Origin of the sequence: Micromonospora trifolii, from assembly GCF_022229005.1 — a bacterium.
Taxonomy (GTDB): Bacteria; Actinomycetota; Actinomycetes; order Mycobacteriales; family Micromonosporaceae; genus Micromonospora; species Micromonospora trifolii.
In genome coordinates this window covers 90,110-110,223 of record NZ_JAKKFD010000066.1, presented here as the reverse complement: position 1 = coordinate 110,223, position 20,114 = coordinate 90,110, and the positions used below count along the sequence as shown (strand labels likewise).

Here is a 20,114-nt window from a genome sequence, read left to right as displayed (position 1 = left end):
CGAGATCCGCCCGTTCTTCCGCCGACTCTGAGCTGATCAAGAGCTTTGCGTCAAGGAACCGCCTTCCGGTGACGCAAACCTCTTGATCAACGGGGACGGGGACGGGGATGGGGACGGGGACGGGGACGGGGACGGGCGGGGGCGGCGGGAGTGGTACCAGGCGGCGAAGAGGGCTGCTGCCAGGAGCAGTTCGGCCAGGTCGCCGCCGTAGTACATGAGTTGGGCGGCGGAGCGGAACGCTTCCGGGTCCCGATCGGTGAGGCCGGGCGGGAGGCTGTCGGCCTGGGCGTACAGGTACTTGGCCAGCACGGCGTGGCCGGCCGACGCGGCCAGTAACGCGCCGACCCGTACCGCCAGTCCGGGACGACGCGGCGCAGGGTCGGGCCCGGCCAACGACCAGGCGAAGAGGTACCCGGCGGCCAGGTAGTGCAGGTGCACGGCGTGGTGCAGGACGGGTTGCCGTTCGGCCGCCGCGTACAGCGGGGTGAGCAGCACGAACGCCAACCCGCCGGTCGTCAGCAGCGCGGCGGTGAACGGGTGGGCGAGCAGGTGCAGCGGGCGGGAGCGCAGCAGCCGGCCGACAGCCCGGCGTACCGGCGGCGGCGCCACCCGCAGCAGCAGCGTCACCGGGGCGGCGAGCACCAGCCCCAGCGGGGCCAGCATGCCGAGCAGCAGGTGCTGCGCCATGTGCCCGCGCGGGTTGTCGGGGAGTTGGGCCAGCGGCCCGACGGCTACCGCCAGCAGGGCGCAGCCGACCAACCAGGAGGCGGTGCGGCGGTGGTCCCAACCCCGTGAATTCCGGACGGCGGCCAGCACGTAGCCGGCCGCCAACAACGCGACCGGGAACAGCGGGAGCCAGGTCGGCCCGGCCGCGCCGTGCCCAGCGTGCGCCAGCGGCCCGGCCGCCGTCATCGGGGGCCGGCGCCGGGCCTGCGGGAACGGGCCCGCCACAGGACAGCGGCGCCGGCCAGCAGCAGCACCGCGCCGGCCACGTTCCAGACCACGTCGTACGGCACCAGGTGGACGCCGTAGCGGATCTGGTGCAGCCGGAGCACCTTGTGGTCGACGAGCCCGTCGAAGAGCTGGAATCCGCCGGCGCCGAGCAGGAAGCCACCCCAGGCCGGCCGGCTCGACAGGGCACGCCGTCGACGCAGGTCGGCGAACCAGAAGAATCCGCCGACCAGGGTGATCACCTCGGCGGCGTGCAGCAGCCCGTCCGAGAGCAGCGCCACCGAGGGGGTGGAGCGGTCGTAGAAGTGGTGCCAGGCGAGAAGTTGGTGAAAGACGATCTCGTCCACCGCGGCCATGATGGCGATGCCGATCAGGACGCCGACGAGGGTGGAGGAACGAACGTCGGCGGTACGGGTCCTCGGCAGTGTCGAATCGACCACCACACACCTCGCAGTCAGCTCGAATGAGGTGGCAAATACCCCGAACCGCATGAAACATGCCAGGTCAACGAGGCGGGAAGGCCCAATGGGCCGGTGGCACATCCCCGTTTCGTGACTCCCGGGCCACTGACGGCATGATCATGGAGCCTGGAGGGGCAGCGACAGCCAGATCCCGAGAAGGAGGTGCCCGTGCCGGACGCGGACGAACTCGTCGCCAACGCGCTCGCGGCGGTGCGCGGCACTGACGTACGGCAGGCCGAACGGCAGCTGGACCAACTGATGGTCGGCACCGGCGCCGCGGACGGCACCACGGCGGTGGACGCCGCTCTGCTGCGTCGCCTGGTCCGCGGCCTGAGCTGGCTCTGGCCTCGCGGTTGGCAGCCGGTCGACGTGGACCGGATCACCTGTCGACGGCTCGACGCCCGCGCGGCCCGGCTGGTGCGTGCCGCGATGGCCGCCCAGCGGCGCGACCAGGCCGAGCCGGTCCCGGCCTGGTGGGACGACCAGCTACGCGAGCTGGCGGCCACCGAGGGTGGCGCCGACGGCAGCGAGTTGACCGGCTGGGCCAGCCGGGAGGGTCTGGACCGGGCCGACGCGCTCCGCGCGGCCGTGGACACTCTCGCGCTGGTGGAGAGCCTGCCGCCGATCGCGGTGCTGCGCCCACCGCCGGGCACGAGCGGCGCGGCACTGCCCCGCACGGCGGGCACGGCTCGCAGCGGGTCGCCGATGCTGGATCGGGTACGCGCGCTGCTGGCGAAGGCCGAGTCGACCACCTTCCCGGCGGAGGCGGAGGCGCTGACCGGGAAGGCCCAGGAGCTGATCGCCAGGCACAGCATCGACGAGGCGCTGCTGGCGGCCGGGTCGGAGCGCGGGGACCTGCCCGGCGGGGTGCGCCTGAGCACCGACACCCCGTACGCGGGGGCGAAGGCGCTGCTGGTGCAGGAGGTGGCGGCGGCGAACCGGTGCGAGGCGGTCTGGTCCGACGATCTCGGCTTCGCCACGGTGCTGGGCTGGCCGGCCGATCTGGTGGCGGTGGAGCTGCTCTACACGTCGCTGCTGGTCCAGGCCACGGCGGCGATGCTGCGGGGGCGTGCCGAGCGCCGGGCGGGATCGGGGCGGCGGACGAAGGTCTGGGACGAGTCCTTCCTCAACGCGTTCGCGCTGCGGATCGGCGAGCGGCTGCGGACGGCCACCGAGGCGGCGACCGAAGCGGCGGACCAGGCGGCGGCCGAGACGGCCGGGGCGGAACGGCTGTTGCCGGTGCTCGCGGCGAGGGGCGAGGCGGTCCGGGAGCGGTTGGACACGCTCTTCCCCGGCGTCACCCGCCACCGGCTCAGCGTGCGCGACGCCGAGGGCTGGTCGTCCGGCACCTCGGCCGCCGACCGGGCTTCGCTGGACGTCGGCGGCGCCCGGAAGCCCCGACAGGTGCCCGGCCGACCCGGTCCGCGCTGAACCATTCGGCGTGGGACCGCCCCCGGCGGACGTTTCTGCGATTTTCTTCGGTACGCGGTAGGGATCGGGGGAACGGCTCCGACCCTCCGGTGAGCCGCGCCCCGCTCGGGGTGCGACCAGAGCCTGAGGAGCATCGCCGTGAAGTACATGCTGCTGATCTGGAACCGGCCCGGCTTCACCGAGGAGCTGAGCGAGCAGGAGCGCACAGCCCTCTTCGGTGAGGTCGACGAGATCATGAAGGAGCTGACCGAGACCGGCGAGCTGATCGGCGGCCAGGCGCTGGCCAATCCGTCGCAGTCGTTGACGGTCCGGCTCGTGGACGGCAGCCCCGAGGTCCTCGACGGCCCGTTCATGGAGAGCAAGGAGCAGTTCGCCGGTTACCTGGCCGTCGACTGCGACAGCCCGCAGCGGGCCGCCGAGATCGCCGCCCGCTGGCCGGACGTCCGTTACGGCGGCGCGATGGAGGTCCGCCCGATCATGGACGAGGCCGGGACGGAGATGTGACCGGGGACCGGACGGTCGAGGACCTGCTGCGCACGTTCGCGCCGCAGGTCCTCGGCCTGCTGGTCCGTCGGCACGGACAGTTCGACAGGTGCGAGGACGCGGTTCAGGAGGCCCTGCTCGCCGCCGCGACGCAGTGGCCCGGGCAGGGCGTACCGGATAGTCCGCGCGCCTGGTTGCTCACGGTGGCCACCCGTCGGCTCACCGACGAGTGGCGTAGCGAGAGCGCGCGCCGGGACCGCGAGATGGCGGTGGCGCGGCGCGAACCGGCGTACGCGGGGGTGGCGCCGGCGGCGGACGCGGAGCCCGCCGTCGCGGCCGAGGACGACACCCTCACGCTGCTGTTCCTCTGCTGCCACCCGGCGCTGCCCGGTTCGGCGCAGGTGGCGCTCACCCTGCGAGCGGTCGGCGGTCTCAGCACCGCCCAGATCGCCCGGGCGCACCTGGTGCCCGAGGCGACGATGAGTCAACGGATCCGGCGGGCCAAGCAGCGGATCGAGGCCGCCGGGGCACGGTTCACAATGCCCGGGCCGGCCGAGCGGGGCGAACGGCTGGGAACTGTGCTGCGGGTGCTGTACCTGATCTTCAACGAGGGCTACACCGCGTCCAGTGGCCCGGACCTGCGCCGGGCCGAGCTGACCGGCGAGGCGATCCGGCTGGCTCGCATCCTGCGCGGGCTGCTGCCCGACGACGGCGAGGTCGCCGGGCTGCTGGCGCTGATGCTGCTGACCGACGCGCACCGGGCGGCCCGGGTGGGGCCGGACGGGGATCTGGTGCCGCTGGCGGAGCAGGACCGTTCCCGGTGGGACGCCGCGGCCATCGCGGAGGGGGTCGCGCTGATCACCGAGGCGTTGACGTGGTCGCCGCCCGGCCCGTACCAGCTCCAGGCGGCGATCGCCGCTGTGCACGCCGAGGCGTCGACGGCGGCGGAGACGGACTGGCGGCAGATCGTCGCGCTCTACCGACTGCTGGCCCGGATCGCGCCGAATCCGATGGTCACACTCAATCAGGCGGTGGCGGTGGCCATGGTCGACGGACCCCGGGCCGGGCTCGCCCTGCTCACACCGCTGGACGCCGACGAACGCACGGCCGGGCACCACCGGCTGGCCGCCGTCCGGGCTCACCTGTTGGACCTGGCCGGGGACGTCGGTGCGGCCCGGGAGGCGTACCTGGCGGCGGCGCGGGGCACCACGAGCCGGCCCGAGCAGCGCTACCTGGAGGTGCGGGCGGCCCGGTTGACCGGGCAGGGGTGAGCGACGCCGCGTTGCCGTTTTGGCAACAATCTTTGCACATTTGCCCGGTCGGCGGTCACAGTCGTGGGCGACCCGCGAAGGAGCAGGACAGATGACCGAGCAGCACGAGTTCGACAAGGACTACTGGGAGCGGCACTGGCACCAGGCGCACCACGACCGCCCCGGTGCGATGAGCACGAGTCCCGCGCACCCGTACCTGGCCCGGGAGACCAACACTCTGGTGCCGGGCTCGGCGTTGGACGCCGGGTGCGGCGCCGGCGCCGAGGCGATCTGGCTCGCCTCCCAGGGCTGGCAGGTCACCGCAGTCGACATCGCACCCGTCGCCCTCGCCCGGGCCGCGGAGCGCGCGACGGAGAGCGGGGTGTCCGAGCGGGTGCGGTGGGTGGAGGCGGACCTGACGGCCTGGGCGCCGGAGACGCGGTTCGACCTGGTCACGACGCACTACGCGCACCCCGCGATGCCGCAGCTGGCCTTCTACGACCGCATCGCCGGGTGGGTGGCCCCCGGCGGCACCCTCCTGATCGTCGGGCATCTGCACACCTCGGACGCCACCGAGGCGGGGCACGGACACGGGCAGGGGCACGGGCACCACCCGCCGGACGAGGCATCGGTCACCCTCGCGGACATCACCGCCGGCCTGGACAGCAGCACCTGGGAGATCAGCACCGCCGAGGAGCACCGCCGCACGATGCCGGGCCGGGAAGCTCCGCTGCACGACGTGGTCGTACGCGCCACCCGACGCCCCTGAGCACACAGCGGGTTCGATGGCCGGGCAGCTGCCGCCCCGGACGGGCCGGACACACAGCACGCCGGGCCGGTGATCATCACCGGCCCGGCGTGCGGGGTACGTCGTACGTCAGCTCTTGAAGGCGTCCTTGATCTTCTCGCCCGCCTGCTTGAGCTTGGCGGTGGACTGGTCAGCGCGACCCTCCGCCTCCAGCTGCTCGTTGTCGGTGGCCCGACCGGCGCCTTCCTTCAGCTTGCCGGTCGTGTCCTCGGCGGCGTTGTTGATCTTATCGTCGATACCCATTGCCAACCTCCATTGCAAGCGTCGCTACAACCACAGAGGTACCCCCGTCGTCACCGGCCCAACCATTACCGTCGTCACAGATCGGCGGCAGCCGGACGAAAGCGACGCAGCCGCAGGCTGTTGGCCACCACGAAGACCGAGGACAGCGCCATCGTGGCGCCGGCGATCATCGGGTTGAGCAGCCCGGCGGCGGCCAACGGCAGGGCCGCCACGTTGTAGCCGAACGCCCAGACCAGGTTGCCCCGGATGATGCCGAGCGTGCGTCGGGACAACCGGATGGCGTCCACCGCGGCGTCCAGGTCGCCCCGGACGAGGGTGAGGTCGGCCGCCTCGATCGCCACGTCGGTGCCGGTGCCCATGGCCAACCCCAGGTCGGCCTGGGCCAGCGCCGGGGCGTCGTTGACCCCGTCACCGACCATCGCCACCGACCGCCCCTCGGCCTGGAGACGCTTGATCACGTCGACCTTCCCGGCCGGCAGCACCTCGGCGATCACCTCGTCGACACCCACCTCGGCGGCGACCGCGCGAGCCACGGTGGTGTTGTCACCGGTCAGCAGGACCGGGGTCAGCCCCAGCCCTCGCAGCCGGGCCACCGCCGCCCGGCTGGTCGGCCGGACCACGTCGGCGACGGTGAGCACGCCGCGGGCCCGTCCGTCCCAGCCGGCGACGATCGCCGTACGTCCGGCAGCCTCCGCGTCTCGCACGGCCCACTCGACCTCCGGCGGTACGTCGATCTCGTGCTCGCGCAGCAGCCGGACCCGGCCGACCAGCACGGCACGCCCGTCGACGGTGCCGGTCACCCCGAGCCCTTCGAGGTTGCCGAAGGCGGTCACCGGCGGCAGCGCGCCGGCGTCGGTGGCAGCGGCGGCGACCGCACGGGCGATCGGGTGCTCGGAGGCGGCCTCCACCGCCCCGGCGAGCCGGAGCAGCTCGGCCCGGTCCACACCGCTCGCCGGCACCACGTCCACCAGTGTCATCCGGCCGGTCGTCACGGTGCCGGTCTTGTCGAGCACCACGGTGTCGACCCGACGGGTCGACTCCAGCACCTCCGGGCCCTTGATCAGCACGCCGAGCTGAGCGCCCCGACCGGTGCCGACCAGCAGCGCGGTCGGGGTCGCCAGGCCGAGCGCGCACGGACAGGCGATGATCAGCACGGCCACGGCGGCGGTGAACGCGGCGGTCGGGCCGGCCCCGGTGCCGAGCCACCAGCCGAGCGTGCCGACCGCGAGGGTGATGACGATCGGCACGAAGACCCCGGAGATCCGGTCCGCCAACCGCTGGACGGCCGCCTTGCCGCTCTGCGCCTGCTCCACCAGGTCGGCCATCCGGGCCAGCTGGGTGTCCGCGCCGACCCGGGTGGCGGTGACGATCAGCCGACCACCCGCGTTGATCGTGGCGCCGACCACGCCGTCGCCCGGGGCGACCTCGACCGGCACCGACTCACCGGTGAGCATGCTGGCGTCGACAGCGGAGGTGCCCTCGTCGACCACCCCGTCGGTGGCGATCTTCTCCCCGGGGCGGACCACGAACCGGTCACCGACGGCGAGCTGGCCCACAGGAATCAGGGTCTCCACGCCGTCGCGCAGGACCGCCACGTCCTTGGCGCCGAGGTCGAGCAGAGCGCGCAGGGCGGCGCCGGCGGTCCGCTTGGACCGGGCCTCGAAGTAGCGGCCGGCCAGGATGAACACAGTGACGCCGGCGGCCGCCTCCAGGTAGATGTTGCCGGCGCCGTCGGTCCGGGTGATGTCGAAGCGGAACGGGTGCGTCATCCCGGGCATCCCCGCGTCACCGAGGAAGAGCGCCCAGAGCGACCAGCCGAACGCGGCCAGGGTGCCGAGCGACACCAGCGTGTCCATGGTGGCCGCGCCGTGCCGCAGGTTCGTCCAGGCGGCCCTGTGGAACGGCAGCCCACCCCAGATCACCACCGGGGCGGCCAGCGTCAACGACAGCCACTGCCAGTAGTCGAACTGCCAGGCCGGGACCATGGCCAGCAGGACCACCGGCACGCTCAGGGCCACCGACACCCAGAGCCGGGTACGCGGCCCCCGCAATGGGTCCACCGGAGGTTCCGCGCTGGGCGGGGCCGGCAACGCCGCTGTGTAGCCGGTCTTCTGCACCGTCCCGATCAGGTCGTCCGGCGTGACACCGTCGGCGTACCGGACGGTCGCCTTCTCGGTGGCGTAGTTGACGGTGGCGCTCACCCCGTCCATCCGGTTGAGCTTCTTCTCGATCCGGGCTGCGCACGCGGCGCAGGTCATCCCGCCGATCGCCAGTTCGATCCGGTTCGGCGCCTCGGGCAGCGGTCTGCTGGTGGTGGTCATCGTCTGGTCCCGTCAGTTGTGTCCGTGCCCGGGGGTGCCGTGGCCGGCCCCGCCGGTCGGTGCGGGTCCGCTCGGGGTGGGGGCGTCTGCGGTCGGGGCAGCGCCGGCGACCACCGTGAACTCGGCAGTGTGCACTCGCCCCCCGTGTTGGAAGTCGAGGTAGAGCCGGTAGCTGCCGGCCGAGGGCACCTCGGCGAGGAAGGTGACGGCCGGACCGGGCCGGGTGCGCCCATCGCCAGGCGTCCCGTCCGGGTGCACGTGCAGGTAGGCCAGATCACCCCGGCGCAGCGCCACCAGGTGCCCGTACGCGCCCAGGTAGGGCTCCAGGTCGGTGACCGGCTGCCCGTCCCGACTGACGGTCAGGGTCAGCGACGACGTGCGGCCCGGCTGCGGCGTACCGGTCAGGGCGACCGTGTAGCCGTCGACGGTGGTGCTGGTCGCCGGGGCGGGCAACGGCCGTTCGGTCAGCTCGCCGGGGACTGTCACGTCCACGCCGAGGGTCAGCGGCTCGCCACCGGTCGGGGCAAAGTCGGCGAACGCCCGCCACTGCCCGGGGCCGGTCAGCGGGGTGTCGACCCGCCAGGTGCCGTCCGGAGCCAGCTCGGGGTGGACGTGGCGGAAGCCGGAGAGGTCCCGTCGGGCGACGATCAGGTGCATCTGCTTGTCGTGCGCCACGTCGTACCGGGTGACCGGTTGACCGTCCGGCCCCGCGATCCGGAAGGCGAACTCGCCGGTGGGGGCGTCGAGCGGTTGGAGGGTGTAGCCCCGGTCGGAGACGAGCAGCCCGCCGGGAAGCCGGGCGGCCGTCTCGTCGTGCCCGCCCGTCGCACGGGCGGCGCCGCCGTCGTGCCGGCCCTCGACCGCCGGGGCGCGCTCGACGACCCGGCCGATCCCGTACGTCGTGCCGAAGACCGCCGCGAGGCCGACGGCGAACCCGGCCAGTCTCGTCACGGTACGCACGCCGGCCCCCCGATCACGCGTCGACGAGGTCGTAGCCGGCCTCGTCGACGGCGGCCCGGACAACGGCGGTGTCCAGCGGCTGATCGCTGCTGACAGTGACCCGGCCGGCCGCGAGGTCGACCTGGACGTCGCGCACCCCCGCGATGGCGCCGACCTCGGCGCTCACCGCGCTGACGCAGTGCCCGCAGGTCATGCCCTGCACCTGGTACGTCGTGTCGACCATTGAATCGTCTCCTTTACGGTACCGGTACCCGGTGGGGGTATCTCACCAGAACACGACCGTACCATACCCCCTGGGGGTACGCTATCCTGGTCGGCATGACCGCACCCACCCCGATCCGCGGATACACCGCCAGCAAGGACCAGCTGCTCGCGCGGCTCCGCCGCGTCGAGGGGCAGGTCCGGGGCATCGAGAAGATGGTCGACGACGACCGCTACTGCATCGACGTGCTCACCCAGATCTCCGCCATCCAGGCCGCCCTCGACAAGGTGGCCCTCGGGCTGCTCGACGGTCACGCCCGGCACTGCATGCACGAGGGCGCCGCCGAAGGTCGGGCCGACGAGATGGCCACCGAGATGATGGCGGCGGTCGGCCGGCTCATGAAGCGCGGCTGACCGCCGGGCCGCCACGCGGGCGCCTCGAGTACCCGACACTCCGCCACGACCTGCGACCCCCGGGCGGGCTGGCTAGCATCTCCCACGATGGCTCTCCGTATGCCGCTGCACGGTCGGGCACCGGCGCCGCCACCTCGTGGCGTCGTCCCCGGCCGACCGGGCCGAGCACTGACCGTCCGTGATCAAGCGGTCGTCAGGCAGCGATCCGCCGCGCCGTCCGCAGCGTTTCCACCGCAACGGTGAACCGCCCGGCCCGCTGACCCGTATCCCGCACCGGATCGTTGGGAGACTCGCCTTGGCCGCCGACCACACTCACAGTGCTCCGTCCGCCCCACCACGGGTGCGACGGATCCTCATCGTGACTGTGGTACCCCTGTTCGTCGCCACAGTGCTGGCCGCGGTGCTGCTCTGGCCGCGCGGCGGATCACCGCAGACCGATGGTGGTGCGGACGTGCCGCGCTACCCCGGGACGGTCACCCGGGTGGTGAGCGAGCCGTGCCCGCCGGCGCCGTCGGCCCCCGAGGGCACACCCAGGGTCGGCGACGGGCGGTGCGGCACTGTCGACGTCCTGGTGGACGACGGGCCGACCGCCGGCCAGCAGGTACGGACACCGGTGCCCGACGGGCCCGGCGCACCCCGGGTCGAGGTCGGCGACGAGGTCATCCTGGTCGAGCTGGCCGACCCGACCGATCCCACCACCAGCAACTGGAACATCGCCGAGCACCAACGCGGCACCCCGATGGTGTGGCTGGCGGTGATCTTCGCGGCCGCGATCGTCGCGTTCGGTCGGTGGCGAGGTCTGGCCGCGCTCGCCGGGCTGGCCGCCAGCTTCGCCATCCTGCTCACCTTCGTGCTGCCGGGTATCAGCGCCGGCAGGTCACCGCTGCTGGTGGCGGTGGTCGGCGCGGCCCTCATCATGTTCGTGGTGCTCTATCTGACCCACGGGGTCACCGCACAGACCTCGGTCGCGGTGCTGGGCACCCTGGGTAGCCTGGTGCTGACCGGCGTGCTCGCCACCATCGCCACTGCCGCGACCCACCTCACCGGCTTCGGCAGCGAGGACGCCACCACCCTGTCGATGTTCCAGGGCGACGTGGACCTGCACGGTCTGCTGCTCGCCGGGATCATCATCGGCTCGCTCGGGGTGCTCGACGACGTGACTGTCACCCAGGCGGCCACAGTCACCGAACTGGCGAACGCCAACCCCGGGCTGACCCGGTTGCAGCTGTACCGCGCGGCCACCCGGGTCGGCCGCGCGCACATCGCCTCCACTGTCAACACCATCGTGCTGGCGTACGCGGGCGCGTCACTGCCGCTGCTGCTCCTGCTCACCGCCGACGCACGGCCGATCGGGCAGATCCTCACCAGTGAGTTCCTCGCGCAGGAGATCGTCCGGAGCGCGGTCGCCACCCTCGGTCTGATCGCCGCCGTGCCGCTGACCACCGGGCTGGCCGCGGTGGTGACCGCCGCCGGGCGTAGCGCTGCCACGGCGTCCACCGACGCTCCGGCGTCCCGGCCCCAACCGGACCGCCGCGAGGCACTGGCCGCACTCATCTCACCGCGAACGGCCGGCTCCGACGAGCCGGACCAGACGCGGGCCACACCCCCATCCGAGGCCACCGACCGGTGGCCGGAGTCGAACAGGAGCACGGATACGGCATGGTGACACTCCTCAGCGTGACCAGATCGGGCATCCACCCTGAGAACCGCGTCACTGGTCACTCAACGCTATGGCGAAATGACGCTTTTGGTCGGCATCCAGGCGTAGCTCACCTGGTCGACTCTCGGGTAACCTCGCTGCCGGTTACCGATGAAGGCGCGAAGCGGCGCCTGCGGTGCCACCGCCCAATCGCCAACCGGCGAGCCGGGGACCCAGGTACCTGGGGTGAATCCGCGTCAGCGGTAGGGGCCACTTCCGCCCCGAACCCGTCAGCTAACCCGGTCGGCGGTCGACGGAAGGGAACATTGTGACGGCACCCCTACGCCGCTGGTTGACTCCCGTGGTGGCCGTGATCGCCGCACTTACCGTGCTCGCCGGGCCGCTCCCGGCGCACGCCGCCCCGACGACCCCCACACCGTCCGGGCACGAGGAGGACGGCGAACCCAAGCTGCTCAACGACGTCATCGAGCAGGCCAACCGCGACTACTCCGCCGCGAAGTCCAAGCTGGACAAGTCCAAGAAGCGGCAGGGCGAGTTGGCCGCGGAGGTCAACCGGGCCAAGGCCGACCTGGACGCGTTGGCCCCGCAGGTCGGGCAAATCGCCGCCCAGGCGTACCGGACCGGCCGGATCGGCGCGGTCGCGATGCTGCTGGAGAGCGAAGCGCCCGACTCGTTCGTCCAGCGCGCCGGGATGCTCGACGAGATGAACATGGTCAACGAGAAGAAGCTCTCCGAGGTCAACGAGGTGAAGGCCCGCGCCGAGCAGGCCAAGCTGGCCCTCGACACCGAGGTCCGCGAGCAGCAGAAGCAGACCGCCCTGATGGCGAAGCGCAAGAGCGAGGCCGACAAGGCGCTCTCCCTCGTCGGCGGCAAGGGTTTCACCGGCGGCCTGGTGGATGCCACCTCCAAGGTCGCGAAGATCGGCCCGGGTCGCACGGCCGACGGTGACTGGAAGGCCCAGTCGTGCAGCGAGAAGGACCCCACCACGTCCGGCTGCATCACGCCGCGCACGCTGCACGCGTACAAGGAGGTCAAGGCGGCCGGCTTCAACCGGTTCGTCGGCTGTTACCGCCCCGGCGGGCCGTGGGAGCACCCGAAGGGCCGCGCCTGCGACTGGTCGCTACAGAAGAGCGGGTTCTCCCCGTGGCACAACAACGACACCCGGACGTACGGCAACAACGTCGCCGCGTTCCTCATCCGTAACGCCGACCGGCTCGGCATCTACTACGTGATCTGGAACCGGCAGATCTGGTTCCCGGCCACCGGTTGGAGTTCGTACAGCGGGCCGTCGAACCACACCGACCACGTCCACATGTCGCTGCTCTGACCCGCACGATCCCCGTCGAGGGCCGTTCCGCGTGACGCGGAGCGGCCCTCGTCGCGTCAGACGGTGGTAGCAGCGGCCGGGTCGGTCGACTCGGGCGATCCGGCCGGGTTCTCCAACATCGCGAAGCCAGCTGGCACGGCGGCCACCGGGCGCACCGCTCCGGCGGAGAGTCGGTAGGACACCCCCACCACCGCGCACCGCCCCAGCGCCACCTCGTCGGCCAGCACCGGGGACTGCCCGAGCAACGTCTCGACGGTCTGGGCGATGTGGATGTCGACGATGCCGTCGATGTCGTCCACGCCCTCGGCCTCGGCCCGGCGCAGGCTGGGCAGCACGGCGTCGACCACAGCGCGCAGATGCCCACTCGGTGCGGTACCGGTCGCGGCGGACTCCCGGGCGGCCTGCACCGCACCGCACGAGTCGTGGCCGAGCACCACCACCAGCGGGGTGCCGAGCACTGTCACCGCGTACTCGACGCTGCCGAGCACCTCGGGACCGGCGGTGTGCCCGGCGGTGCGAACCACGAACAGGTCGCCCAGACCCCGGTCGAAGATGATCTCGGCGGCCAGCCGTGAGTCGGAGCAGCCGACGATCACCGCGAACGGGTGTTGCCCGTCGGCCACGGCAGCCCGGTGCCCTGCGTCCTGGTTGGGGTGGCGTGGTGCGCCATCGACGAAGCGCCGGTTGCCGGCGACCAACTCGGCGTACGCCCGGGTCGGCTCGCTGAGCGTGGCGGCCCGGTCGGTGGTCCGCTGCGGACCCGGCTGGCCGCCGGAGCTCCCGGTATGACTCATCCCGCACCTCGTCTCGACGCATCTGACCTGGTCAAGCCGGCTTTCCGCCGGCCGGGCGGGCGGGCGCTGGCTCGTGCTCCACCGTCACACGCACCGTAAGATGCGTCAAGGTATGCGTGATTTAGATTTCATACGTTGACTCCGGCCACCCCCTGGGCAACCTTCCCGGCGCAGGGCGGACCAGACTCTCGCGAGGGCAGGCGGACATCGGAGAAAGGCGGTCACACGATGGCGAGCACGGTGACGGACGACACCGGCGGCGGGCGGAACTGGACGTTCCTCACCAATCACGGGCACGTCCTGCTGGCCATCGCCCGCGATCCGACCGCCCGGCTGCGCGACGTCGCGGCCGAGGTCGGGGTGACCGAACGAGCCGCGCAGGCGATCGTCGCCGACCTGGAGGCGGGCGGTTACCTGCACCGCACCCGGGTCGGGCGACGCAACGAGTACACCCTCAACCCGGCCGGCCGGTTCCGACATCCCGCCGAGGCCGACCGGCAGGTCGGCGACCTGCTCGCGCTGTTCGCCGACGACCCCGCCGCGAAGGCACAGCCCCAGGCCTGACACCGGTAACCGGGGGGCCGCTGACCGACGGTCACGGCGGTAACCTTTGCGGGTGCGCGAATGCCCGCCGTTGAGCGCGACCCCGTCCCGCCGTGCCCTTCGCGGCGTCCTCAGTGGAACGCTGGCGGTCCTGCTCGGCGCCGGCCTGGTGGCGCCCTCCCCCGCGACCGCCGCGCCGCCCCTCTGCGGTCCCACCGGCACCGACAGCCTGACCCAGATGCCGTGGGCGCTCCGCCGGTTGGAGCCGTCCTCGGCGTGGCCGCTGTCCCGGGGCGCCGGGATCACGGTGGCCGTGATCGACTCCGGAGTCTCCGCCGCCCACCCACTCCTCAAGGGGCAGGTGCTCGAGGGTCGCGACTTCAACGGCCTGCCGGCCCAGCAGGGCCAGTGCGACGAGGCCGGGCACGGCACGCTGATCGCCGGCATCATCGCGGGCCGGGAGGGCACTGTCGTCCCCTTCAGCGGCATCGCCCCGGCCGCCCGCATCCTGCCGATCCGGGTTCTGCCGCAGCTCGGGGCGGTCAACAACCCGCAGCTCCCCGCGCAGATCGCGGCAGCCATCGACTGGGCTGTCGCGCAGGGCGCCGACGTGATCAACCTGTCCCTGACCACAATTCCCCGCCCCGAACTGACGGCTGCCGTCGACCGGGCGCTGGCCAAAGGGGTGGTGCTGGTCGCCGCCGCAGGCAACCGGTCGGAAGATTCGCAGAACCTGCCGGGTTACCCGGCCGCGTACCCCGGGGTGATCGCGGTCGGCGGGGTGGACGAGCAGGGCGGCCACGTCGGCACCTCGATCAGCGGCGACTATGTCGACATCGCCGCACCGGGGATGAACATCGTCGGGCCGGCGCCCGGAAACACCGGCTACCGCACCGTGCCGGAGGGCGGCACCAGCTACGCGGCCGCGTACGTGTCGGGAGTGGCAGCGCTGGTCCGGGCCGCCTACCCGAGTCTCGACCCGCAGCAGGTCGCGGATCGGCTGAAACGCACCGCCGACAACCCACCCGAGGGTCGCAACGCCGACATCGGGCACGGGATGGTCAACCCGTACCGGGCGGTGTCGAGTCTGCTCGGCACCCGGGCGAACCCGCCCGCCAGCATGCTTCCGGCGCCCGCCGTGCGGGACGACCCGCTGAGCTGGCAGCGCCCCACCGCGATCTGGGCGGCGGTCATCGGCGGGCTACTCGCCGCGCTGCTGCTGGTCGCGCGACCGATCATGGCCCTGGGCCGCCGACGTGACTGGCGCCCCGGCCGACGCACCGACGCACCGACTGCCGGCTGAGCGGCGCGGCGCAGCCCGACGCCTACGCCCGCCTACGCCACACACAGAGCGGCTCCGGGCCGGGCGAACCGGACCGGAGCCGCTCGTGCGAATCCCTCAGCTCCACACCTTGGAGTTGCTCATCTCCGTGGTGAGGTAGTTTTCGCGGGCGATGCCCACGGCACCGCCGATCTCGTTCAGGATCCGGTTGATGTCCCGGACCGCCGCGTCCCACTTCGCCTGGTGCTGCTCGTAGGCAACCCGGTCCTCGCCGTCCCAGTGCAGCTTGGTCAGCATCGACCGCAGCGTGTCAAGCTTTTCCTCGAGGGTCTTCGAGATGGCCTGCATCTGCTGGTTGCTGCTCTCGAGGACCGCATAGTCAACTTTGATCGTCACGATTTCCTCCTCTGCCGGCTACGGATCACGGGTTGAGAGCAGAGTGGAACTTGTCCAGCATCTGCTGCTGCTCTTCGTCGTTGACCTGGTGCGTCGTACCCGACTTGTCGAGCAGGTCAGCGATGCTGTCCATCGCCGTCAGCAGTTTGACGGTGTCCTCGTTCCAGCGCGTCATCAGCGACTGGAAGCCCGTGGACGCCTGACCCTTCCACGCGATGGCCAGGTCGTCGACAACGTTCCACAGCTTCTTCAGCTCGCCGTCGACCTCGCTGCGCGTGGACCGCACGTCACTCGCGGCGGTATGCAGAGTCGCAGCTTCGACCTCGAACGCCATGCTTCACACCCTTCCGTCTGTTGTGGTGGCGGCTTCGCCGCGCCCTCCCCCGCGGCAAGGCAGCAACACCCCACCGACGGACACTCCTGTGAAGACCGTAGCGGAACGTGTCCAGCCCTCGCAGCCCTGACCGGTGACGTTCGATGGATGGTGGTGAATCGGACCGGACGGTCCACCACCCCCTACCGAACGACCGACAGCGCTCAGGTCGGCTCGGACCAGGCGGTCTGAATCAGTTGCTGGCCATCGCGACGGCGAACCAGGGTGCCCCGGCCGGGCGGTTGCGGGCTCGGCCGCAACGTGCCGAAGACCGCGCCCTCCTCCCGGTTGCCGGACATCAGCAGGCCCGGCGAGTCCAACTCGCGCAGCCGTTGCAGCACCGGCTCGTAGAGCGCCCTTGACACACCACCGACCCGGCGCGTGACGATCAGGTGCAGACCGATGTCGCGGGCCTGCGGCAACAACTCGTGGAGAGCGCTCAGCGGGTTGCTGCCGCCGGAGGCCACCAGGTCGTAGTCGTCCACCAGGATGTACAGGTCCGGACCCTTCCACCAGCTCCGGTCACGCAGCTGGGCGGTGGTCACGTCCGGGCCGGGCAGCCGGTTCGAGAGCGCGCTGCGGATCGACCCGAGCCCCTGGGCGAACGCCTGGTTCGACGGGGCGTAGTCGAGCAGGTGATCACCCTCCACCGCCCCCAGCAGACCACGCCGGTAATCGGCGATCACCAGCCGGGCCTGCGCCGGCGTGTACCGCTCGGTGATCCCCCGGGCGATCAGGCGCAGCAGGTTGGTCTTGCCGCACTCCGCGTCGCCGAAGACCGTCAGGTGCGGCTCGTTGGCCAGGTCCAGGTAGACCGGCGCGAGTGCCGACTCGTTGACACCGATCGGAAGCCCGGGTGCCGAGCGGTCGATGATCCGGGCCAGCTCCGCCACCGGCAGCCGGCGCGGCAGCAACCGCACCTTCGGCGCCGGACGACCCGGCCAGTTCGCCGCCACGTGCCCGGCCAGGGACAGCGAGGCCTCGCTCAGGTCGTCGATGTCGCGCCGACCGTCGATCCGCGAAATGGCAGTGAGGAAGTGCAGCTTGTCCCTGGTCAGGCCGCGACCGGGCGACTTTTCCGGCACGTTGTTCGCCGCGCGGCGGTCGATCTCGGACTCCGACGCGTCGCCGAGGCGCAGCTCCAACTTGGTGCCGAGCAGATCCCGCATGTTGATCCGGATCTCCGCCCACCGTACGGCGGTGAGCACCACGTGCACCCCGAAGCCCAGGCCCCGGTTGGCCAACGTGGTGATGGTCTGCTCCAGCTCCTCGTACTCCTGGCGCAGGGTGTTCCACCCGTCCACCACCAGGAACACGTCGCCGAACGGGTCGTCCGCGAACTCACCAGCGGCACGGCGACGGCGGTAGCTCGCCACCGAGTCGATGCCGTGCTGGGCGAAACGACCCTCCCGCTCGTCCAGGATGGCGACGACCTCGGCCACCGTCCGGCGGACCGCCTCGACGTCGCGCCGACCGGCCACCCCGGCCAGGTGCGGCAACCGCTCCATGCTGCGCAGCGCGCCCCCACCGAAGTCCAGGCAGAAGAACTGCACCTCCCGCGGCGTGTGCGTGAGCGCCAGCGAGGCCAGCAACGTACGCAGCATCGTGCTCTTGCCACTCATCGACCGACCGACGATGACCACGTTGCCGCCGGCCCCGGCCAGCTCGACCATCATCGGGTCCCGACGCTGCTCGTAGGGGCGGTCCACCACGCCGACCGGCACCGTCAGTCGCCCGCGCCCGGGCCAGGATGCCGTGCACAGCCCGTAGGTCGGGTCGACCGCCAGCGGGCCGAGCAGCTCACCCAGGCCCGGCGGGTCGGCAAGCGGCGGCAGCCACACCTGGTGCGCCGGGCGACCCCGACCCTTGAGCTGGTCGATCAGCACGTCGAGCATCGCCACGGCCTTACCATCGGCCGGCTGCTCCGGCTCCGGGGCGGTGGCCACCGGCACCTGCGGGACCTGCACCGGAACGAAGTCGAGACCGTAGGGCACGATCCGCCGCTGCACCAACGCCTGCGAGGCCGAGGCCTGCTGCCCCGGCGCTCGGTACGCCCCCGACACGTACGCGGCCCGGAACCGCAGCATGGTGCTGGTGTCCGTCTTCAGGTAGCCGTGGCCCGGCGCGTTCGGCAGCTCGTACGCGTCCGGAACACCGAGCACGATCCGGCTCTCCACTGCGGAGAACGTCCGCAGACCGATCCGGTACGACAGGTGCGTGTCGAGGCCCCGCAGCTTGCCCTCCTCGAGGCGCTGGCTGGCCAGCAGCAGGTGCACGCCGAGGGACCGACCCAACCGGCCGATCATCACGAACAGGTCGATGAAGTCGGGCTTGGCGGCGAGCAGTTCGCTGAACTCGTCGCAGATGATCAACAAGCTGGGCATCGGCGCCAGCGCCTCACCGGCCGAGCGCGCCTTCTCGTACTCGAAGCGGGAGACGTAGTTGCCGGCCGCCCGCAGCAGCTCCTGCCGGCGCACCATCTCGCCGGCGAGGGCGTCGCGCATCCGGTCGACCAACGGCAGCTCGTCGGCCAGGTTGGTGATCACCGCGCTGGTGTGCGGCAGCGCCTCCAGCGAGGCGAAGGTGGCGCCACCCTTGAAGTCGACCAGGACGAAGTTCAGTTCCTCAGACGAGTGGGTCACCGCCAACGCGGCCACCACGGTACGCAGCAGCTCACTCTTGCCGGAACCGGTCGCGCCGATCACCAGACCGTGCGGGCCCATGCCCTCGTGCGCCGACTCCTTGAAGTCGAGCTCGACCACGTTGCCGTCCGGGCCGACACCGAGCGGGATGCGCAGCCGGTCCCGGTGCCCACGCGGGCGCCAGGTGTTCTGCACGTCCACCGCCGCGGCGTCACCGACGCCGAGCAGGTCCGGCAGCTCCGTGCTGCGAGCCAGCGGCTCGTCGCCGCCGGTCTGCTGCTGGGAGAGCCGGAAGGGGGCGATCTGTCGGGCCAGCCCCTCGGCGGCCTCCGCGCCGAGCCGGTCGGGCCGACCCAGCGTCGACGACGAGCTGCCCCGGACCAGGTCGAGTGAGCTGCCGTCACCCACGTCGAGGCAGAGCAGCCAGCGGCCGGCGTCACGCGGCACCGTGCCGGAGAGGTCGATCACTGTGGCGCCGAGCAGCCCCGGACCGACCAGCTGGCAGGTCGGTGAGACCTCCCCGCCGTCGATCACCACGACCAGGTGTTGGGCGGTCGTCAGCGGCTTGGCCTCCGGCGCGAACCGAGGCCGCCCGCCCAGCTCGGCGGCGAGCGACGCCTCGGCCTCGGCCAGGCTGGCGAAGACCAGCCGGCGCGCGCCGGCCGCGTCCGTACGACCGCTGTGGTGGGCGTGCGGCAGCCACTTCACCCAGCCCCAGGACGACTGCCGGTCTGGTGCGGCGACCACAGCGATCACCAGGTCGTCCGGTGCGTGGAAGGTGGCCAGCTGGCCCAGCGCCGCCCGGGTCAGGTCGAGCACCGGCTCGCGGTCGCCACGCAGCACCACCCGGCTGAACGCGCGCACCGACAACGCCGTCGGCAGGTCGGGCACCGTGGAGTGCGCCCGGACGAACCGGCGAAGCGCGATGGCGCTCATCGGCTCCAGGTCCTCCACCGGCTTCGTCTCCGGTGGAACGATCTCCACGGCGAGCCGCTGCGGGCCGAGGGCGATCCGGGTCTCGCCGAAGTCGTCCTCGGTGATCCGCCGCTCCCAGAGTCGCCGGGACGCGGCGATCGACCACAGTGCGTCGGGCTCGGGGTGCCGCCAGGCCATCGCGGCCCGCTGCTGCTCGGCGGCGCGCCGGGTGCGCTTGCGCATCTGCGCCAGGTAGCGCATGTAGTCGCGGCGATCGGCGTTCAGCTCGGCCTTGTCCTTGCCGCCGCTGTTGGCCAGCGAGCCGATCGCCATGCCGAGCATCGAGACACCGAACAGACCACCGGCGACGTAGGTCATCATGCCGCCGCCCTTGCCGGCGTAGAGGAACGCCATGGCGCCGACCCCGCAGAACATCGGCAGGATCATGAGCAGCTGCCCCATCCCGCGGGGCGTCGGCTCCGGCAGCTCGGGAGGCGACTCCAGCAGCACCTCGCCGCGCGGTAAGGCCGGCCCCGGCTGACGCGTGAGCCGGCGGAACACCACAGTGCTCACGGCTGTCTCCTCCCCAGAAGCGGCCCTGATGACGTGCGGCCCGTGGAACACCGCCCGCGGGTGGGCATCGTACGTGCCGTCATCGT

At 72.1% G+C, this 20,114-nt stretch carries 19 protein-coding genes and 1 riboswitch; of the genes, 9 read left to right on the top strand and 10 right to left on the bottom strand.

Annotated features, from left to right (window positions below):
* Positions 1-36 precede the first annotated feature (36 nt).
* Both NIE79_RS31250 and NIE79_RS31245 read right to left on the bottom strand, forming a co-directional pair.
* On the bottom strand, positions 37-912 hold the full coding sequence (locus NIE79_RS31250; protein ID WP_238681985.1) for a cytochrome c oxidase assembly protein: 876 nt from the start codon (positions 910-912) through the stop codon (positions 37-39).
* Positions 909-1,391 carry a DUF2243 domain-containing protein gene (locus tag NIE79_RS31245; protein WP_238681984.1) on the bottom strand — a complete coding sequence of 161 codons (483 nt, stop codon included), beginning with the start codon at positions 1,389-1,391 and terminating at the stop codon, positions 909-911. Before NIE79_RS31245 ends, NIE79_RS31250 begins: the two co-directional genes overlap by 4 nt.
* A 189-nt stretch (positions 1,392-1,580) precedes the next feature.
* Here NIE79_RS31245 and NIE79_RS31240 point away from each other — a divergent pair, with 189 nt between their 5' ends.
* The 4 genes from NIE79_RS31240 (at position 1,581) to NIE79_RS31225 (ending at position 5,345) form a co-directional block, all read left to right on the top strand.
* On the top strand, positions 1,581-2,843 hold the full coding sequence (locus NIE79_RS31240) for a DUF2786 domain-containing protein (RefSeq protein WP_238681983.1): 1,263 nt from the start codon (positions 1,581-1,583) through the stop codon (positions 2,841-2,843).
* 147 nt (positions 2,844-2,990) lie between these two features.
* Complete coding sequence (locus NIE79_RS31235; RefSeq protein ID WP_238682127.1) at positions 2,991-3,347, top strand: YciI family protein; 357 nt, start codon at positions 2,991-2,993, stop codon at positions 3,345-3,347.
* Positions 3,344-4,597: an RNA polymerase sigma factor gene (locus NIE79_RS31230; RefSeq protein WP_238681982.1), complete on the top strand. Its 1,254-nt coding sequence runs from the start codon at positions 3,344-3,346 to the stop codon at positions 4,595-4,597. Before NIE79_RS31235 ends, NIE79_RS31230 begins: the two co-directional genes overlap by 4 nt.
* Positions 4,598-4,688: 91 nt before the next feature.
* Positions 4,689-5,345, top strand: a complete 657-nt coding sequence (locus NIE79_RS31225; protein WP_238681981.1) for a class I SAM-dependent methyltransferase — start codon at positions 4,689-4,691, stop codon at positions 5,343-5,345.
* A 108-nt stretch (positions 5,346-5,453) separates the two neighbouring features.
* Here the strand turns inward: NIE79_RS31225 and NIE79_RS31220 are convergent, their stop codons facing one another.
* The 4 genes from NIE79_RS31220 to NIE79_RS31205 all read right to left on the bottom strand — a co-directional run bounded on the left by NIE79_RS31220 (position 5,454) and on the right by NIE79_RS31205 (position 9,131).
* Complete coding sequence (locus NIE79_RS31220; RefSeq protein WP_238681980.1) at positions 5,454-5,627, bottom strand: CsbD family protein; 174 nt, start codon at positions 5,625-5,627, stop codon at positions 5,454-5,456.
* A 74-nt stretch (positions 5,628-5,701) separates the two neighbouring features.
* Positions 5,702-7,948: a heavy metal translocating P-type ATPase gene (locus NIE79_RS31215; protein WP_238681979.1), complete on the bottom strand. Its 2,247-nt coding sequence runs from the start codon at positions 7,946-7,948 to the stop codon at positions 5,702-5,704.
* Between the two features lie 12 nt (positions 7,949-7,960).
* Complete coding sequence (locus NIE79_RS31210) at positions 7,961-8,908, bottom strand: DUF8832 domain-containing protein (RefSeq protein ID WP_238681978.1); 948 nt, start codon at positions 8,906-8,908, stop codon at positions 7,961-7,963.
* 13 nt (positions 8,909-8,921) lie between these two features.
* The gene (locus NIE79_RS31205; protein WP_238681977.1) at positions 8,922-9,131 is read right to left on the bottom strand and encodes a heavy-metal-associated domain-containing protein; all 210 of its coding nucleotides are present in this window, start codon (positions 9,129-9,131) and stop codon (positions 8,922-8,924) included.
* A 95-nt stretch (positions 9,132-9,226) separates the two neighbouring features.
* Between NIE79_RS31205 and NIE79_RS31200 the strand changes: the two genes are divergently transcribed.
* From NIE79_RS31200 to NIE79_RS31190, 3 genes are all read left to right on the top strand, one after another.
* Positions 9,227-9,523 (top strand): metal-sensitive transcriptional regulator, encoded by a 297-nt coding sequence (locus NIE79_RS31200; protein ID WP_030329541.1) that lies wholly within the window; start codon positions 9,227-9,229, stop codon positions 9,521-9,523.
* Positions 9,524-9,818: 295 nt separating this feature from the next.
* Positions 9,819-11,189 (top strand): YibE/F family protein, encoded by a 1,371-nt coding sequence (locus NIE79_RS31195; protein WP_238681976.1) that lies wholly within the window; start codon positions 9,819-9,821, stop codon positions 11,187-11,189.
* A 166-nt stretch (positions 11,190-11,355) separates the two neighbouring features.
* Positions 11,356-11,486: riboswitch (cyclic di-AMP (ydaO/yuaA leader) on the top strand.
* 4 nt (positions 11,487-11,490) lie between these two features.
* A complete protein-coding gene (locus tag NIE79_RS31190) occupies positions 11,491-12,510 on the top strand; it encodes a coiled-coil domain-containing protein (protein WP_238681975.1) in 1,020 nt (339 codons plus the stop codon).
* A gap of 56 nt (positions 12,511-12,566) precedes the next feature.
* Here NIE79_RS31190 and NIE79_RS31185 read toward each other — a convergent pair whose 3' ends face one another.
* On the bottom strand, positions 12,567-13,304 hold the full coding sequence (locus NIE79_RS31185; RefSeq protein WP_238681974.1) for a carbonic anhydrase: 738 nt from the start codon (positions 13,302-13,304) through the stop codon (positions 12,567-12,569).
* Positions 13,305-13,532: 228 nt separating this feature from the next.
* Between NIE79_RS31185 and NIE79_RS31180 the strand changes: the two genes are divergently transcribed.
* Positions 13,533-13,868: a helix-turn-helix transcriptional regulator gene (locus NIE79_RS31180; RefSeq protein WP_238681973.1), complete on the top strand. Its 336-nt coding sequence runs from the start codon at positions 13,533-13,535 to the stop codon at positions 13,866-13,868.
* Between the two features lie 52 nt (positions 13,869-13,920).
* A complete protein-coding gene (gene mycP, locus NIE79_RS31175; protein WP_238681972.1) occupies positions 13,921-15,150 on the top strand; it encodes a type VII secretion-associated serine protease mycosin in 1,230 nt (409 codons plus the stop codon).
* Between the two features lie 96 nt (positions 15,151-15,246).
* Here the strand turns inward: mycP and NIE79_RS31170 are convergent, their stop codons facing one another.
* The 3 genes from NIE79_RS31170 to eccCa form a co-directional block, all read right to left on the bottom strand.
* Complete coding sequence (locus tag NIE79_RS31170) at positions 15,247-15,525, bottom strand: WXG100 family type VII secretion target (RefSeq protein WP_030329555.1); 279 nt, start codon at positions 15,523-15,525, stop codon at positions 15,247-15,249.
* 25 nt (positions 15,526-15,550) lie between these two features.
* Positions 15,551-15,859, bottom strand: coding sequence for a WXG100 family type VII secretion target (locus NIE79_RS31165; protein ID WP_030329557.1), 309 nt, complete (start codon positions 15,857-15,859; stop codon positions 15,551-15,553).
* Between the two features lie 203 nt (positions 15,860-16,062).
* The gene (eccCa, locus tag NIE79_RS31160) at positions 16,063-20,028 is read right to left on the bottom strand and encodes a type VII secretion protein EccCa (protein WP_238681971.1); all 3,966 of its coding nucleotides are present in this window, start codon (positions 20,026-20,028) and stop codon (positions 16,063-16,065) included.
* Between the last annotated feature and the right edge of the window lie 86 nt (positions 20,029-20,114).

Bases quoted from the DNA above. Each gene is read 5' to 3' on its own strand.
- NIE79_RS31165 (WP_030329557.1), bottom strand. From the start codon at position 15,859: ATGGCGTTCGAGGTCGAAGCTGCGACTCTGCATACCGCCGCGAGTGAC.
- NIE79_RS31200 (WP_030329541.1), top strand. From the start codon at position 9,227: ATGACCGCACCCACCCCGATCCGCGGATACACCGCCAGCAAGGACCAG.
- NIE79_RS31185 (WP_238681974.1), bottom strand. From the start codon at position 13,304: ATGAGTCATACCGGGAGCTCCGGCGGCCAGCCGGGTCCGCAGCGGACC.
- NIE79_RS31205 (WP_238681977.1), bottom strand. From the start codon at position 9,131: ATGGTCGACACGACGTACCAGGTGCAGGGCATGACCTGCGGGCACTGC.
- NIE79_RS31220 (WP_238681980.1), bottom strand. From the start codon at position 5,627: ATGGGTATCGACGATAAGATCAACAACGCCGCCGAGGACACGACCGGC.
- NIE79_RS31225 (WP_238681981.1), top strand. From the start codon at position 4,689: ATGACCGAGCAGCACGAGTTCGACAAGGACTACTGGGAGCGGCACTGG.
- NIE79_RS31235 (WP_238682127.1), top strand. From the start codon at position 2,991: ATGCTGCTGATCTGGAACCGGCCCGGCTTCACCGAGGAGCTGAGCGAG.
- NIE79_RS31250 (WP_238681985.1), bottom strand. From the start codon at position 912: ATGACGGCGGCCGGGCCGCTGGCGCACGCTGGGCACGGCGCGGCCGGG.
- NIE79_RS31215 (WP_238681979.1), bottom strand. From the start codon at position 7,948: ATGACCACCACCAGCAGACCGCTGCCCGAGGCGCCGAACCGGATCGAA.
- NIE79_RS31180 (WP_238681973.1), top strand. From the start codon at position 13,533: ATGGCGAGCACGGTGACGGACGACACCGGCGGCGGGCGGAACTGGACG.